Here is a 15,001-nt window from a genome sequence, read left to right as displayed (position 1 = left end):
CGAAACGCCGCACTTGCGGGTCACATACAATAGCGCCATGAAACTCAAATTCACCAAGATGCAAGGCGCGGGTAACGACTTCGTCGTGCTCGACGGCTACACGCAGGCGCTCGATCTGACCGCGGCCCAGGTGCGCGCGCTCGCGAACCGCCATTTCGGCGTGGGCGCGGATCAGTTGCTGCTGGTGGAAAAGCCGACCATCGATGGCGTCGACTTCAAGTACCGCATCTTCAATTGCGATGGCGGCGAGGTCGAGCATTGCGGCAACGGCGCGCGCTGCTTCGTGAAGTTCGTGCGCGATCGCCGGCTGACCGGCGCGTCCACCGTGCGCGTGCAGGTGCAGAACGGCATTATCACGTTGACGATGCAGGAGAACGGCGAAGTCGTCGTCGACATGAGCACGCCGGTATTCGATCCGCCGCGCGTTCCGTTCGACGCGCAAGGGCTCGAAGGCCGCAGGCAAGGCAACGACACGCTCTGGCCGCTCGACGTGAATGGCGAAACGCGCCTGATCTCCGTCGTGTCGATGGGCAATCCGCACGCGGTGCAGATCGTCGACGACGTCGAGGCGTATCCGGTCCTGAGCGAAGGTCCGCTCATCGAGCGCCACGCGCGCTTTCCGAAGCGCGTCAACGCGGGCTTCATGCAGATCGTCGATCGTCATTCGGTGAAACTGCGCGTCTACGAGCGCGGCGCGGGCGAAACGCTCGCGTGCGGCACGGGCGCGTGCGCGGCGGTCGCCGCCGGCATCCGGCGCGGCGTGCTCGATACGCCCGTGCGCGTCGAAACGCATGGCGGCACGCTCACGATCAACTGGGACGGCGCGCGCGACGGATCCGCCGCGCTCTTCATGGCGGGCCCCGCCGCGACCGTTTTCGAGGGTGAGATCGAGCTCGATCGCATCGTCTAACGCACACACGTCACCATGAATCCACGCGAAGTCGCCGACTATCTGCTCGACAACCCCGATTTTTTCGCCGAGCACGCGGAACTGCTCGGCACCATCCGGCTTTCGAATCCGCACGGCAAGGCCGCCGTGTCGCTGCAAGAACGCCAGATGGAAATGCTGCGCGACAAGAACAAGCAGCTCGAACGCCGTCTCGCCGAACTGCTGCGCTACGGTCACGAAAACGACAGCATCTCGACCAAGTTCAACCGCTGGACCGCGCGCGTGATTTCGCAGCGAGACCCGTATGCGTTGCCCGCGACGATCAGCAAAGGCCTGTGCGAAGTCTTCGACGTGCCGCACGCCGCGCTGCGCGTGTGGGATATCGACGAAGCGTATCGGCAGGCGGATTTCGCGCGTCAGGTCGGCGAGGAAGTGCGCATCTTCACGAGCGGACTCGCCACGCCGTACTGCGGCGCGAACACGGGCTTCGCGGCGGCGCAGTGGCTCGGCGCGGTGAACTCGGCCTCGGCGACAGTTCCGCCCAGCGACGGCCCGCCCGACACCGACCGCAAGATCGAATCCGTCTCGCTGATCGCACTGCGCGATCCGCAAGCCGGTCCGGACGCACCGAGCTTCGGCCTGCTCGTGATGGGCTCGCCCGATCCGCGCCGCTTCCACGACGGCATGGCCACAGATTTCCTCACGCAGATCGGCGCGTTGGCGAGCGCCGCGCTCTCGCGCTTGCTGCCGCACTGAACATGGACGCCGCCCCGCCCGAAGACAGCGTGATCGCGGAGTATCTCGCGATGCTGGAGCATCAGCGGCATCTCTCGGAGCACACGCTGCGCGGCTATACGCACGAGTTGAGCGAACTGCGCGCGCTCGCCAAGGGCCGTCCGCTGGAAACCCTGATCGCGAGCGACATTCGCGGCGCGGTCGTGCGGGCGCATGCGGGCGGGCTGTCGTCGCGTTCGATCGCGCATCGGCTGTCGGCGTGGCGCGCGTTTTATCGATGGCTCGCCGAGCGTGTCGAAATGCCCGCGAATCCCGTCGCGACGGTGCGCGCGCCGAAGCGCGAAAAAACGCTGCCGAAAGCGCTTTCCGTCGATGACGCCATGAGGCTCATGGACACGCCGCAAGCCGGCACGACCGAAGCGCAGCGCGATCACGCGATCCTCGAACTGTTCTATTCGTCGGGCCTGCGGCTCGCGGAACTCGTCGGGCTGGACGTGCGCCACGTCGATACGAAAGAACATACGTCGGAAGGCTGGATCGATCTGGAGAGCGCGGAAGTCACGGTTCTGGGCAAAGGAAAGCGCATGCGCAAAGTGCCGGTCGGCAGCAAGGCGATCGAAGCATTGCACGCCTGGATCGCCGTGCGCGGCGAGTTCGTCAAGCTCGATCCGCACGCGCTCTTTCTCTCGGTGCGCGGCAATCGCATGTCGCCCGGCGTGGTGCGCGAGCGCGTGAAGCGGCTCGCGCTGCTGGCGGGCATTCCGTCGAACGTCCATCCGCACGTGCTGCGGCATTCTTTCGCCACGCATGTCCTGCAATCGAGCGGCGATCTGCGCGCGGTGCAGGAACTGCTGGGCCACGCGAGCATCACGGCGACGCAGGTTTATACGTCGCTCGATTTTCAGCATCTCGCCCGCGTCTACGATGCGGCGCACCCGCGCGCAAAGAAGCGCGATTGATCCCGACAGCGCCTCGCGCGCTGCACTTGTCACCGCAATGAACACCATCACGCTCAAACCGGCGAAGGACAAATCGCTCGTCCGCCGCCATCCGTGGATTTACGCGAACGCCATCGCGCGCATCGACGGCAACCCGGCGCCAGGCGCCACCGTCACCGTGCGCGCCGCCGATGGCCGCTTTCTCGCGCGCGCCTCGTACAGCCCGCATTCGCAGATTCGCGCGCGCGTCTGGACCTTCGACGAAAGCGAGCCCGTCGATCACGCGTTCTTCAAGCGCCGCGTGCAGCGCGCGGTCGCGCATCGCCGGACGATGGTGAAGGACACCGGCGCCACGCGTCTCATTTTCGGCGAAGCGGACGGCTTGCCGGGACTGATCGTCGATTTCTACGTCGCGGACGTCGGCGAACACGCGCAGCTCGTCTGCCAGTTCATGGCGACGGGCGTCGAAGCGTGGAAGGAAGCGATCGTCGAAGCGCTGATCGCCGCGACCGGCTGCCCGAATGTCTACGAGCGCTCGGACGTGTCGATCCGCCAGAAGGAAGGCCTCGAACAGACGACCGGCGTGCTCGCCGGCGACGCGCCGCCCGAAACGCTCGTCACGAACGAATGCGGCGTGCGCTATCACGTCGACGTGCGCAATGGCCACAAGACGGGCTTCTATGTCGATCAGCGCGACAACCGCGTGCTCGTCGCGCAGAACGCGCAAGGCCGCGAAGTGCTGAACTGCTTTTGCTACACCGGCGGCTTTTCGCTTGCCGCGATGAAAGGCGGGGCGACGCGCGTGGTGTCCGTCGATTCGTCCGGAGAAGCGCTCGCGCTCGCGCGGGAAAACGTCACGGCAAACGGCTTCGACGCGGAAAAAGCCGAATGGCTCGACGCCGACGCCTTCAAGACGCTGCGCCGTCTCTACGACGAAGGCCGGCGCTTCGACCTGATCGTGCTCGATCCGCCGAAGTTCGCGCCGTCGAAGGAAACCGTCGATCGCGCCGCGCGCGCGTACAAGGACATCAACCTGAGCGGCTTCAAATTGCTGCGTCCGGGCGGGCTGCTCTTCACGTATTCGTGCTCCGGCGCGATCGATTCCGACCTGTTCCAGAAGATCGTCGCGGGCGCGGCCGCCGACGCGCGTGTCGATGCGCGAATCCTGAAACGCCTGGGCGCGGGCGTCGATCATCCGCTGCTGACGGCGTTCCCGGAAGGCGAATACCTGAAAGGGCTGCTGTTGCAAATCGACTGATCGGCCTAATTTAGCCGCGATGCACCGCCGCACGGCGCGCGGAAGCGTCGGCTTGACAAATATGTTTCAATAGCCGATTCAGTGCGATCTACGTATCACAGACAAGGACACAGGCGACACCATGATCCCCGTAACCATCCTGACCGGTTTTCTGGGCAGCGGCAAAACCACGCTGCTCAAGCGCATCCTGAACGAGAAACACGGCATGAAGATCGCCGTGATCGAGAACGAATTCGGCGAAGAGAACATCGACAACGAAATTCTCGTGCAGGAAACGAACGAGCAGATCGTCCAGATGAGCAACGGCTGCATCTGCTGCACGATCCGCGGCGATCTGGCGCGCGCGCTCGAAGATCTCGCGAACCGCAAGAAGGCGGGCACGCTCGGTTTCGACCGCGTCGTGATCGAGACCACCGGTCTCGCGAATCCGGGGCCGGTCGCGCAGACGTTCTTCATGGACAACACCGTCGCCGACGAATTCCTGCTCGACGCGATCATCACGCTCGTCGATGCGAAGCACGCGGAATCCCAGCTCGATCAACACGAAGTGGTGCAGCGCCAGGTCGGTTTCGCGGATCGCCTGTTCATCACGAAGTCCGATCTCGTTTCCGCCGACGAACTCGAAGCGCTGAAGCATCGGCTGCTGCACATGAACCCGCGCGCGGCGATCAAGGTCGTGAATTTCGGCGACGCCGACATCAAGGAAATCTTCGACCTGCGCGGCTTCAACCTGAATTCGAAGCTCGAAATCGATCCGGACTTCCTCGCCGAAGACGATCACGATCACGATCACGCGCATGACCACGATCACGATCATTCGACCTGCGGCCACGATCACAGCCACGATCACGAGCACGGACATCATCATCACGCGCACCACGACGACAAGATCAAGTCGTTCGTGTATCGCAGCGACAAGCCGTTCGATCCGAACCGCCTCGAAGACTTCCTCGGCGGAATTCTGCAGATCTATGGCGAACGCCTGCTGCGCTACAAGGGCGTGCTGTATATGAAGGGCGTCGATCGTAAGGTCGTGTTCCAGGGCGTGCATCAGATGATGGGCAGCGACCTCGCCGGCAAGTGGATGCCGGTCGAGAAGAAGAACAGCAAAATGGTGTTCATCGGCATCGAATTGCCGAAGGATTTGATCACCGACGGCCTCGACGCCTGCCTCGTGAAGTAATCCGGCACGCATCTCGCTTGGGTTGTGCAATTCACGCGAGGCGAGGAACGGGCGTCAGAAAAAATCGCCGCACGCGAATGCCTCGCGTGCGGCGTTTTTCATGATTGACTTTCGGTGCGCGTATGTAGTCGGGGCCACGAACCGACATCGCTTTTTGCACGTCCAAGCGTTATATTTTTGAAATTCCGGCGCGAATTGACAGGGTTTTCCGTAGGTTTAGCCGGAATTTGCGGTTCAGTTACAATACAGCCCCACTGGAGAAGGGCAGTTTCGCCGGATGCGCGTTTATCATGGCGCTCGCCCTGCGAATATTAGGAGAAGGGATGTCCCGTCGGGACGATGCCTCGATTTGCCGGGGGAAGGCAAATCAAGACAGAGCACCGGGGCCGGAAATCCGGGGCCATGCGAATGCGCCCGGTCTTCCGGAGCATCATCCAAGATCGGTTTCCAGAGGAGTTCGGCCCCGCATCGGCGCGTCGCGCGACCCAAGCGTATTGGCGCGCTGCATGCGGGCAACGCAAGTGCGGGCGTTGCGAAGACATCGCCTTACATTGAAGAAGCAAGCAGATGACAACGAAACTCTTGACCGAAGCCGAAATCCTGAAGATGAGCGAGAAGGACTACATGAACGAGGATCAACTCGCCTTCTTCAAAAACCGGCTCGAACAGTTGCAAGCGGACATTCTGAAGAATGCCGGCCAGACGACCGAAAATCTGCGGGAAACGGTGATCGTGCCGGACCCGGCGGATCGCGCGACCATCGAGGAAGAACATGCGCTGGAACTGCGCACGCGTGATCGCGAGCGCAAGCTTCTGAAGAAGGTGCAGCAGTCGCTCGCGCGCATCGATTCGGGCGATTACGGCTGGTGCGAAGAGACCGGCGAACCGATCGGCATTCCGCGCCTGCTCGCGCGCCCGACGGCCACGCTCTCGCTCGAAGCTCAGGAACGCCGCGAACTGCGCCAGAAACTTTTCGGCGACTGAAATCGCTGTCGGCAGGCGAGCGTCGCGGGACCAGCCCGCCACGGGGAAGACGCCGCCGCAAAAAGCTGCATGCAAGCATCCGCATCAGGAAAAAAGGCACTCATCGAAGGGGTGCCTTTTTTGCGTTCCGACACGTAAAAGCGACGGGCGTCGGCACCGCGCGACTTGATAAATCTCCCGCCGCCCTAAAATGCATTCGACGCGCCCCGCAAAAGCCGCATCGCGGCAGGCGCGTGCGCGGCGCCGTCCGCCAGGGCTCGATCCCGGACGGAACCCCGCGCCGTGCACTCCATCGAATTCTCGACTGCGCGGCGGCCGGTCGCTCGACGACGAAACCGCCCCGCGTCCTTCAGGTTTTCACAAGGAACGCACATGGAACAATTTCACGGCACGACCATCGTCTCCGTGCGCCGCGACGGCAAGGTCGCGCTGGGCGGCGATGGTCAGGTGACGCTCGGCAACATCGTCATGAAAGGCGGTGCGAAGAAAGTGCGCCGCATCTATGGCGGCAAGGTGCTGGTCGGCTTCGCCGGCGGCACCGCCGACGCGTTCTCGCTGCTCGACCGATTCGAAGCGAAGCTCGAGAAGCATCAGGGCAATCTGACCCGCGCCGCCGTCGAACTGGCGAAAGACTGGCGTACCGACCGCATGCTGCGCCGGCTCGAAGCCATGCTGATCACCGCCGACAAGGACACGACGCTCGTCATCACCGGCAACGGCGACGTGCTCGATCCCGAGCACGGCATCGCCGCGATCGGCTCGGGCGGCGCCTACGCGCAAGCCGCGGCGCAGGCGCTCATCGAGAATACCGATCTCGCGCCGCGCGATGTCGTCGAGAAAGCGCTCACCATCGCCGGCGACATGTGCATCTACACCAATCACAATCGCGTCATCGAGACGATCGAATAAAGGACCCAAGCGATGACCACCATGACTCCCTCCGAAATCGTCTCCGAACTCGACAAGCACATCATCGGCCAAGGACGCGCGAAAAAGGCGGTTGCCGTCGCGCTGCGCAACCGCTGGCGCCGCCAGCAGGTCGCCGAGCCGCTGCGCCAGGAAATCACGCCGAAGAACATTCTGATGATCGGGCCGACGGGCGTCGGCAAGACCGAGATCGCGCGCCGTCTCGCCAAGCTCGCGGACGCGCCGTTCATCAAGATCGAAGCGACCAAGTTCACCGAAGTGGGCTACGTCGGGCGCGACGTGGACAGCATCGTGCGCGATCTGATCGAGATTTCCGTCAAGCAGACGCGCGAATCCGAGATGAAGAAAGTGCGCACCAAGGCGGAAGATCGCGCCGAAGACCGCATTCTCGACATCCTGTTGCCGAGCGCGCGCCCGGTCGGTTTCGGCGCGGCGGAGTCGAGCAGCGAAGGCGATAACGCCACGCGCCAGACGTTCCGCAAGCGCCTGCGCGAAGGCGCGCTCGACGACAAGGAAATCGAGCTCGACGTTGAAATGCCGCAAGTCGGCATGGACATCATGGGGCCGCCGGGCATGGAAGACATGACCGAGCAGATCCGTTCGATGTTCGCGAACATCGGCGGCGGCAAGAAGACGCGGCGCAAGGTGAAGGTCAAGGAAGCGCTCAAGCTCCTCACGGACGAAGAAGCCGGCAAGCTGCTCAACGACGAAGAGGTCAAGAGCAAGGCGGTGCAGAACGTCGAGCAGAACGGCATCGTGTTTCTCGATGAAATCGACAAGATCGCGTCGCGCAGCGAGACGGGCGGGGCCGAAGTGTCGCGCGCGGGCGTGCAGCGCGACCTGCTGCCGCTCGTCGAGGGCACGACCATCAACACGAAGTACGGGATGATCAAGACCGATCACATCCTGTTCATCGCGAGCGGCGCGTTCCATCTGGCGAAGCCGAGCGACCTGATTCCCGAGCTGCAAGGGCGTTTTCCGATTCGCGTCGAGCTGGATTCGCTTTCGGTCGGGGACTTCGAATCGATCCTGAATTCGACCGACGCCAGCCTCGTCAAGCAGTACAAGGCGTTGCTCGCGACGGAAGACGTCGAGCTCGATTTCGCCGACGAGGGCATCCGGCGTCTCGCGGAAATCGCGTTTTCGGTGAACGAAAAGACCGAGAACATCGGCGCGCGACGGCTTTATACGGTCATCGAAAAGCTGCTGGAGGAAGTGTCGTTCGCGGCGGGCAATCATGCGGGCCAGCCGGTGCGCATCGACGCGGCTTACGTGGACCGCGCGCTCGGCGACGTTGCTCAGGACGAGGATTTGTCGCGCTACGTGCTGTAACGGCGGCGGCGCTGCCAAGAAAGAACCGGGCTGCGAGGCCCGGTTTTTTTGTGCCCGCAGCATTCCGAGCCGCAAAAAACGCGGACGAAAAAAAGCCCGCCTAGGTTGGCGGGCTGAATCCATATCAGGAGGAGACATGGAGGAGACAGTTCCAATCATACACAGGCGCTTGATGCGACGCAATAGAAATTTCGGTAAAAACCCCTATAGCTTCCATTTGTGGTATCTGCGCGTCACTTTTTGGATTTCGCCCGTCGATGACAGAGCAAGAAACGGCGCGTAACCTCATTTGCGCGGCTCTACAGTGGTCCCATACCCACGAGCCACCGAGGTCGTCATGAAAACCGCAGCCGATTCCGTATTTTCATCCGATGAATGCCGCTGGCAGGCCGTCGTCGATCGCGACGAGCGCGCCGACGGCGCCTTCTTCTTCGCCGTGCGCACGACCGGCGTGTTCTGCCGTCCGTCGTGCGCTTCGCGTGCGCCGCGTCGCGAGAACGTCGAGTTCTTTCCGACGACCGACGCAGCCGTCGCAGCCGGATACCGCGCCTGCAAACGCTGCCAGCCGACGAGCCTGCCGCGTGAACTGGCGATCGTCGAACGCGCATGCAAGGTGCTCGACGCCGATCCACAGCAGCGCATGACGCTCGCGCAATTGAGCGACGCCGTTCATGTGAGCCCGTTCCATCTTCAGCGCCTGTTTTCTCGGATCGTCGGCATTTCGCCGCGGCAGTATCAGGCGGCGCAACGCGCGGGCGTGCTGCGCGACGCGTTGCAGCGCGGCCGCGACGTCACGCGCGCGACGCACGACGCCGGCTTCGGTTCGCCATCGCGCATGTATGAGGCCGTGCCGGCGGAACTGGGCATGACGCCGTCGGCGTACAAGCGCAAGGGCGCCGGGCTGACCGTGCGTTTCGCGACCGCCGCGACGCCGCTCGGCACGGTGCTGGTCGCTGCCACTGACAAGGGCGTCTGCAAGATCGCATTCGGCGACGATGCGAACACGCTCGCCGAACAGCTCGCCGCCGACTTCGCGCAAGCCGAACGCGTCGAGGATTCGACGAAAATGGAGCCGTTCATCGCGCAGATTCGCGCTTATCTGCAAGGCACGCGCGAGCGTTTCGACTTGCCGCTCGATATCGGCGCGACCGCGTTCCAGCGGCGCGTGTGGGACGCGTTGCGCTCCATTCCGTACGGCCAGACGCGCAGTTACACCGAGATCGCCGAATCGCTCGGTTCGCCGCGCGCGGTGCGGGCGGTGGCCAATGCGTGCGCGTCGAATCCGGTGGCGCTCGCGATTCCATGTCATCGCGTGATCGGCAAGGACGGGGCGATCGCGGGTTATCGCTGGGGCAAGCCGCGCAAGGAAGCGTTGCTCGAAACCGAGCGCGCCCGCAACGAAACCAACGAAGTCGCATGAAGCTCGGGCGCTCGCCGTCGACATGACGCGCGAGCGCTACGTTTTCCCTCGCGAGCCGCCCAAAGCGGCTCCCCAACGCGCCGCGCGAATTCCCCGAAAAACCCGCAATCCCTTGCTGGTTCTGGGTGCAAGCACGTCTTAGATCGAGATGTTAAAGTGCCCGCTACCCTAAAAATACGACCGGGCGCACGCCGCTCGCGCTCCTCGCAGATCGGTTCAATGGCAAACAAGAATTCCGCTCACTCCAAGACCGGCGCTTACGAGCGCAGGCTTGCCGCGCTCGCGTCCGGCCCTCACGCCGACGCGTTGCGTCAGGGCTTGCGCGGCATCGAGAAAGAAAGTCTGCGCGTGACGCCGCAAGGCAAGCTCGCGATGACGCCGCATCCGCGTTCGTTCGGTTCGGCGCTGACGCATCCGCTCATCACGACCGATTACTCCGAGGCGCTCGTCGAGCTCATCACGCCCGCCGAGTCCGATGTGTCGATCACGCTCGATCGCCTCGACGCGCTGCATCGCTTCGCCTACGCGCACATGGGCGACGAGCTGCTGTGGAACGATTCGATGCCGAACTCGCTGCCGCCCGAGGACGAAATTCCGTTCGGCTATTACGGCACGTCGAATATCGGCAGGCTGAAGAACGTGTACCGGCGCGGGCTCGCGCTGCGTTATGGCCGCACGATGCAATGCATCGCGGGCATCCACTACAACTATTCGCTCAACGAAGCGGTGTGGCGCGCGTGGCAGACGCTCGACAACGCGAGCACGCTGTCCGCGAAAGACTTTCAGTCCGAACGCTACTTCGCGCAGATCCGCAATTTCCGCCGCACGAACTGGCTGTTGATGTATCTGTTCGGAGCGTCGCCGGCGCTGAATAAACGCTTCGTCGAAGGCAAGGCGCATCAGCTCGAAAAGTTCGATGCCGACACGTTCCACCTGCCGCACGCGACCAGCCTGCGCATGAGCGATCTCGGCTACGCGAACAATCCCGCGCAGGCGGATTTGCTGCCGAGCTACGACAATCTCGACGCCTATCTCGACGTGCTCGCCAAAGCCGTGAGTCAGCCGTATGCGCCGTATGAGGCCATCGGCACGCGGCGCGACGGCGAATGGCTGCAGATCAACGCGAACGTGCTGCAGATCGAAAACGAGTTCTACTCGACGATCCGCCCAAAGCGCGTCACGCATTCGGGCGAGCGTCCGCTGCACGCGTTGGCGGAGCGCGGCGTGCAGTACATCGAAGTGCGCTGCCTGGACATCGATCCGTTCGAACCGACCGGCATCTCGCTCGAAACCGCACGTTTTCTCGACGCCTATCTGCTCTATTGCGCGCTGGAAGACAGCCCGCTGCTGCCGTACGACGCGAGCATCGAAGCGAACGGCAATTTCAGCGTCGTGGCGAAGGAAGGCCGCAAGCCGGGCCTCACGCTGCAGCGCGACGGCGCGAGCGTGCCGATGCAGCAATGGGCGGAAGAGCTTTTCGACGCGATCGAACCCGTCGCGAGGACGCTCGACGCGCTCAACGGCAACGAAGAACACATGCGTGCGCTGACAGCGCTGCGGCCGCGTATCGCCGATGCATCGCTCACGCCGTCCGCTCGCGTGCTGCAAACGATGCGCGACAAGCAGCAGACCTTCGACGAATTCGCGCTCGAACTCAGCGCGCGTCATGCTGAAGACTTCCGCTCCCGCCCGCTTTCCGTCGACGAGGAACGCGCGATGGAAGAGCTTGCGGCGAAATCGCTCGTGGAACAGGCTGTGGTCGAAAGCAGCGACACCGAATCGTTCGATGCATTCATCGCGGCGTATCAGGTCTACACGCTGAACCCCGCAAGCGCGTGATCGCGCCGGCTCGCGACAGGCAGATTTTTCCGGACCGATATCCCTACGCGCCGGCAATGATTACCGGCTTCTGCAACAGAGGGAAACGCGTCACAACGTCATCCGATTTGAGGGGTCAAAATATGGCCGACTTTTCGACGATCGGGGGAGCAATGAAAAAGAAGATGTTCGGCGCGATCGCGCTGGGAGCGGCGTCGCTCGCGCTCATGGGCGGCTGCGCGGTGCAGGATCAGGTCAGCAGCACCGTCATGGAGCAGGCCACTCAGCCGCTCACGTGCATGAGCAAGGCCGAATGCGACGCCTGGTGGGCGCGCGCGCAAGTGTGGGTGACGAATCATTCGGAATACAAGCTGCAGACCGTCACGGATTCGATCATCCAGACCGCCGGACCGTCGAGCGGCAAGCGCGCGCTCGCGTATCAGATCACCAAGACGCCGACCAACGAAGGCACCGCGACGATCGGTTTCGCCGCGCATTGCGACAATCCGCTGGGCTGCCAGCCGAATCCGTGGGAAGCGGGCGCCGACTTCAAGCAGTTCATCCGGAACGGTCCGGGACTGCGCAAATCCGGCACGCCGCAAGCCGCGCCCGCACCCGCGCCCGGCGGCGTGCAGGTGACGCCGCTCGATCAGCCAGGACAGTCGGCGACGCCGCTCACGCCTCAGTAACTCAATGTCCCGTCGAGGCTGACGCGCCCTTCTTCGGCCGCGTCAGCCAGACCATCACGGCCAGCACGAGAAACGCATAGAACGAGATGCGGAAGAAGTCGTTGGTCGACATCATGTACGCCTGCGCCGACACCACGCGATCCAGTTGCGCCGTCAGCGATTGTCCCGACAAACCGAGTCCCGAAAGCAGATCCGAGTAAGCCGTGGTTCCCGCCGAATACGGCGTGACCGATTCCGTGAGCCGCGCATGATGGCGGATCATGTCGTTCTCCCAGAAGGTCGTGCTGACCGCCGTGCCGATCGCGCCCGACAAGGTCCGCAGAAAGTTCGACAATCCCGCCGCGCCCGCCAGCCGTTCGTCGGAGACGCTGGAGAGCGTGATCGTCGTCATCGGCACGAAAAAGCACGCAACGCCGATGCCCTGAATCAGGCGCGGATAGATGATCTCGTGGAACGGCGTGTCGAGCGTGAACGTCGAGTTCCAGTGCGACACGAACGCGAACGTCATAAACGCGAAACTGGCGACGACGCGCAGGTTCAGCCGATGCATGTTCTGCCCGATCATCGGCGAGAGCACGAGCGCGAGAATGCCGACCGGCGCCGTCGCGAGGCCCGCGAGCCACGGCGTGTAGCCGAGCACGGTTTGCAGCCACAGCGGCAGCACCACGACCGAGCCGAAGAACGCCAGGAAGCCGAGCGACGTGATGAGCACGCCCATCGCGAAATTGCGGTCGCGGAACAGCGAAAGATCGATGACGGGCTCCTTCTCCGTCAGCTCCCACGCGAACATGAACGCGAGCGACACCGCCGACACGATCGCCAGCGTCACGATGAAACTGGAACTGAACCAGTCGCGGTCCTTGCCGAGGTCGAGCATCATTTGCAGGCTCGCGACGCCGATCACGAGCAGCGCGAGCCCGACACCGTCGATGCGCTGTTTCGTCGTCTTCGTCTCATGGCCGCGCAGCAGAAAGAACGCGATCGCCGCCGAAAATACGCCGATCGGCACGTTGATATAGAAGATCCACGGCCAGGTGAAGTTATCGGTGATGTAGCCGCCCATCACCGGGCCGAAAATCGGCGCGACGATCACGGTCATCGCCCAGAGGCCGAGCGCGAGGCCGCGTTTTTCCGGCGGATAGCTGCGCATGAGGATGGTTTGCGACAGCGGGACCATCGGGCCGGAAACGAGACCTTGCAGCAGCCGGAACGCGATCAGCGATTCGAAGTTGTGCGCGAGGCCGCAGAGCGCCGATGCGACCGAAAACAGCAGCACGGAAATGGTGAACAGCTTGACCTCGCCGACGCGCCGCGCGAGCCAGCCGGTCAGCGGAACCGCGATCGCCGACGCGACGGAGTACGACGAAATCACCCACGTGCCTTCGCTCGTCGCCACGCCGAGATTGCCGGAGATGGTCGGCACCGCGACGTTCGCGATCGACGTGTCGAGCACTTCCATGAAGGTGCCGAGCGCGAGGCCCATCGTCAACAGGGCGAGAATGCCGCCCGTGAGCGGCATGGGCGCGGGTGGCGTGGCGGGCGTGCTGGTCGCGGATGTGGACATCTTCGGTTCTCCGGCGCGTGAACTGCGCTCAATAACGCGCATAACTCGCAAATTATTCTTGTCGCGGCATTCTCTGCTCAGACAGTGAAATCCGCGCAAGAAAACGCGGCTTTCGTCGGATCAATCAGGGTAATGCTTCATCGAACGAGCACGGCGCGCAATCTCCTGCCGGCGAATTATCGACGATGCGCACGAGCATCGCGATCAGCAGATCCAGCTCCGCGCGGCTGAAACCGCGCAACTGCTCGTTGAGCACCGCCGCGCCGATCACTGGCAATTGTCCGGCCGCGTCGCGCCCGCGCTCCGTCAGACTCAGTTCGACGATTCGCCGATCCGCCTCGCTGCGCGTCCGGCTCACGAAGCCTTTCTTTTCGAGGCGGTCGAGCATGCGCGTCATGGAGCCGCTGTCGTAGGACATTTCGCGCGACAACTCGAGCGGCGTGCGCGCCCGCCCCGACGCCAGCAGCAACATCACACCGATTTGCGGCGATGTGAGATCCAGCGGCTTCAGCGCCTGATCGGTTCGCATGACGAGCACGTTCCTCGCCTTGGCGAGATAGTAGCCGAGGCTCGTTTCGAGCTGAATCGTGGCGGGATCGTAAAGCGGTTCGCTATTCATTCGGCATCGATCAAACGGCTGATGCGTGGTTGCGACACTGCGTCGCGTCTCTATACGGCAACAGATGCGAAAAAGCAATCAGCAGTATCTTGAAAAGTAGTTGCTCAGTCAATATTATTCTATGCAACGAGTTACGCGCTCGATGCGCCGCCCGAGACTATGTTCTGACCCCCAGCCGTCGCTCGTCGACGCCCGAAGGACCATTCAATGACCCGCTTTGTTCGCACCGCTCGCCGACGTTTCGGCCCCGTTAGCAACTTGATCGTCAACGCTTCCCGCCACTTCGTCCCGCCGAAGCTGAGTTCGTGGAAACTCGCGTTGTATCTGATCGTGTTCCTGCTGCCGGGCGGTTCGTTCGTGGTGCTGGGAATGGGATGGTTCGAGAACCGGACCCGGCGCAAGGCGGCAGCATCCACGCCGAAGAAGACGCCCACCCGATCCCTGCTCGCCGCGCCGTGCCCCGGCGGTGGCGGCGCCAGCGGCGCGTGACGGCACCCGTAACGCGTCGTAACCGATTCCCGCTGCCGCGTAACACCCGCCTTACGGCGAACCCGTTACGCTAACGTCTGCCTGACGAGCGCGCAAAACGAGCGCCCGTCGCGTTCCGTTACCATTTCGGCTTGCCGCGTCCGTCGCATCGAACGG

Annotated in this window: 14 protein-coding genes; 12 read left to right on the top strand and 2 right to left on the bottom strand. The window is 63.2% G+C overall.

Annotation, left to right across the window (positions count from 1 at the left end):
• The first annotated feature begins 37 nt into the window (after positions 1–37).
• The 11 genes from dapF to NOV72_RS07575 all read left to right on the top strand — a co-directional run bounded on the left by dapF (position 38) and on the right by NOV72_RS07575 (position 12,173).
• Entirely contained in the window at positions 38–910 is an 873-nt protein-coding gene (dapF, locus tag NOV72_RS07625) for a diaminopimelate epimerase (RefSeq protein WP_106853975.1), read from the top strand.
• A 15-nt stretch (positions 911–925) separates the two neighbouring features.
• Positions 926–1,645 (top strand): DUF484 family protein, encoded by a 720-nt coding sequence (locus NOV72_RS07620; protein WP_106853974.1) that lies wholly within the window; start codon positions 926–928, stop codon positions 1,643–1,645.
• 2 nt (positions 1,646–1,647) lie between these two features.
• The gene (xerC, locus tag NOV72_RS07615) at positions 1,648–2,583 is read left to right on the top strand and encodes a tyrosine recombinase XerC (RefSeq protein ID WP_106853973.1); all 936 of its coding nucleotides are present in this window, start codon (positions 1,648–1,650) and stop codon (positions 2,581–2,583) included.
• 37 nt (positions 2,584–2,620) lie between these two features.
• A complete protein-coding gene (locus tag NOV72_RS07610; RefSeq protein ID WP_106853972.1) occupies positions 2,621–3,820 on the top strand; it encodes a class I SAM-dependent rRNA methyltransferase in 1,200 nt (399 codons plus the stop codon).
• 121 nt (positions 3,821–3,941) lie between these two features.
• A complete protein-coding gene (locus NOV72_RS07605; RefSeq protein ID WP_106853971.1) occupies positions 3,942–5,003 on the top strand; it encodes a CobW family GTP-binding protein in 1,062 nt (353 codons plus the stop codon).
• Between the two features lie 567 nt (positions 5,004–5,570).
• Positions 5,571–5,987: an RNA polymerase-binding protein DksA gene (gene dksA / locus NOV72_RS07600; protein ID WP_035499449.1), complete on the top strand. Its 417-nt coding sequence runs from the start codon at positions 5,571–5,573 to the stop codon at positions 5,985–5,987.
• Positions 5,988–6,359: 372 nt separating this feature from the next.
• Positions 6,360–6,896, top strand: coding sequence for an ATP-dependent protease subunit HslV (hslV, locus tag NOV72_RS07595; RefSeq protein ID WP_106853970.1), 537 nt, complete (start codon positions 6,360–6,362; stop codon positions 6,894–6,896).
• 12 nt (positions 6,897–6,908) lie between these two features.
• Positions 6,909–8,246 (top strand): ATP-dependent protease ATPase subunit HslU, encoded by a 1,338-nt coding sequence (gene hslU / locus NOV72_RS07590; protein WP_106853969.1) that lies wholly within the window; start codon positions 6,909–6,911, stop codon positions 8,244–8,246.
• Positions 8,247–8,583: 337 nt separating this feature from the next.
• Positions 8,584–9,666, top strand: a complete 1,083-nt coding sequence (gene ada / locus NOV72_RS07585; RefSeq protein ID WP_106853968.1) for a bifunctional DNA-binding transcriptional regulator/O6-methylguanine-DNA methyltransferase Ada — start codon at positions 8,584–8,586, stop codon at positions 9,664–9,666.
• 219 nt (positions 9,667–9,885) lie between these two features.
• On the top strand, positions 9,886–11,505 hold the full coding sequence (gene gshA, locus NOV72_RS07580) for a glutamate--cysteine ligase (RefSeq protein WP_106853967.1): 1,620 nt from the start codon (positions 9,886–9,888) through the stop codon (positions 11,503–11,505).
• Positions 11,506–11,657: 152 nt separating this feature from the next.
• Positions 11,658–12,173, top strand: coding sequence for a hypothetical protein (locus tag NOV72_RS07575; RefSeq protein WP_106853966.1), 516 nt, complete (start codon positions 11,658–11,660; stop codon positions 12,171–12,173).
• Position 12,174: 1 nt separating this feature from the next.
• Here the strand turns inward: NOV72_RS07575 and NOV72_RS07570 are convergent, their stop codons facing one another.
• A complete protein-coding gene (locus tag NOV72_RS07570; RefSeq protein ID WP_106853965.1) occupies positions 12,175–13,737 on the bottom strand; it encodes a DHA2 family efflux MFS transporter permease subunit in 1,563 nt (520 codons plus the stop codon).
• A gap of 124 nt (positions 13,738–13,861) precedes the next feature.
• Positions 13,862–14,356: a MarR family winged helix-turn-helix transcriptional regulator gene (locus NOV72_RS07565; protein WP_106853964.1), complete on the bottom strand. Its 495-nt coding sequence runs from the start codon at positions 14,354–14,356 to the stop codon at positions 13,862–13,864.
• Positions 14,357–14,563: 207 nt separating this feature from the next.
• Here NOV72_RS07565 and NOV72_RS07560 point away from each other — a divergent pair, with 207 nt between their 5' ends.
• Complete coding sequence (locus NOV72_RS07560) at positions 14,564–14,845, top strand: hypothetical protein (protein ID WP_106853963.1); 282 nt, start codon at positions 14,564–14,566, stop codon at positions 14,843–14,845.
• Positions 14,846–15,001: the final 156 nt, after the last annotated feature.

The sequence above is a fragment of the Caballeronia novacaledonica genome (assembly GCF_900258035.1).
GTDB lineage: Bacteria > Pseudomonadota > Gammaproteobacteria > Burkholderiales > Burkholderiaceae > Caballeronia > Caballeronia novacaledonica.
Note: the sequence above shows the minus strand (reverse complement) of the source record. Positions and strands in the feature narration are given on the sequence as shown.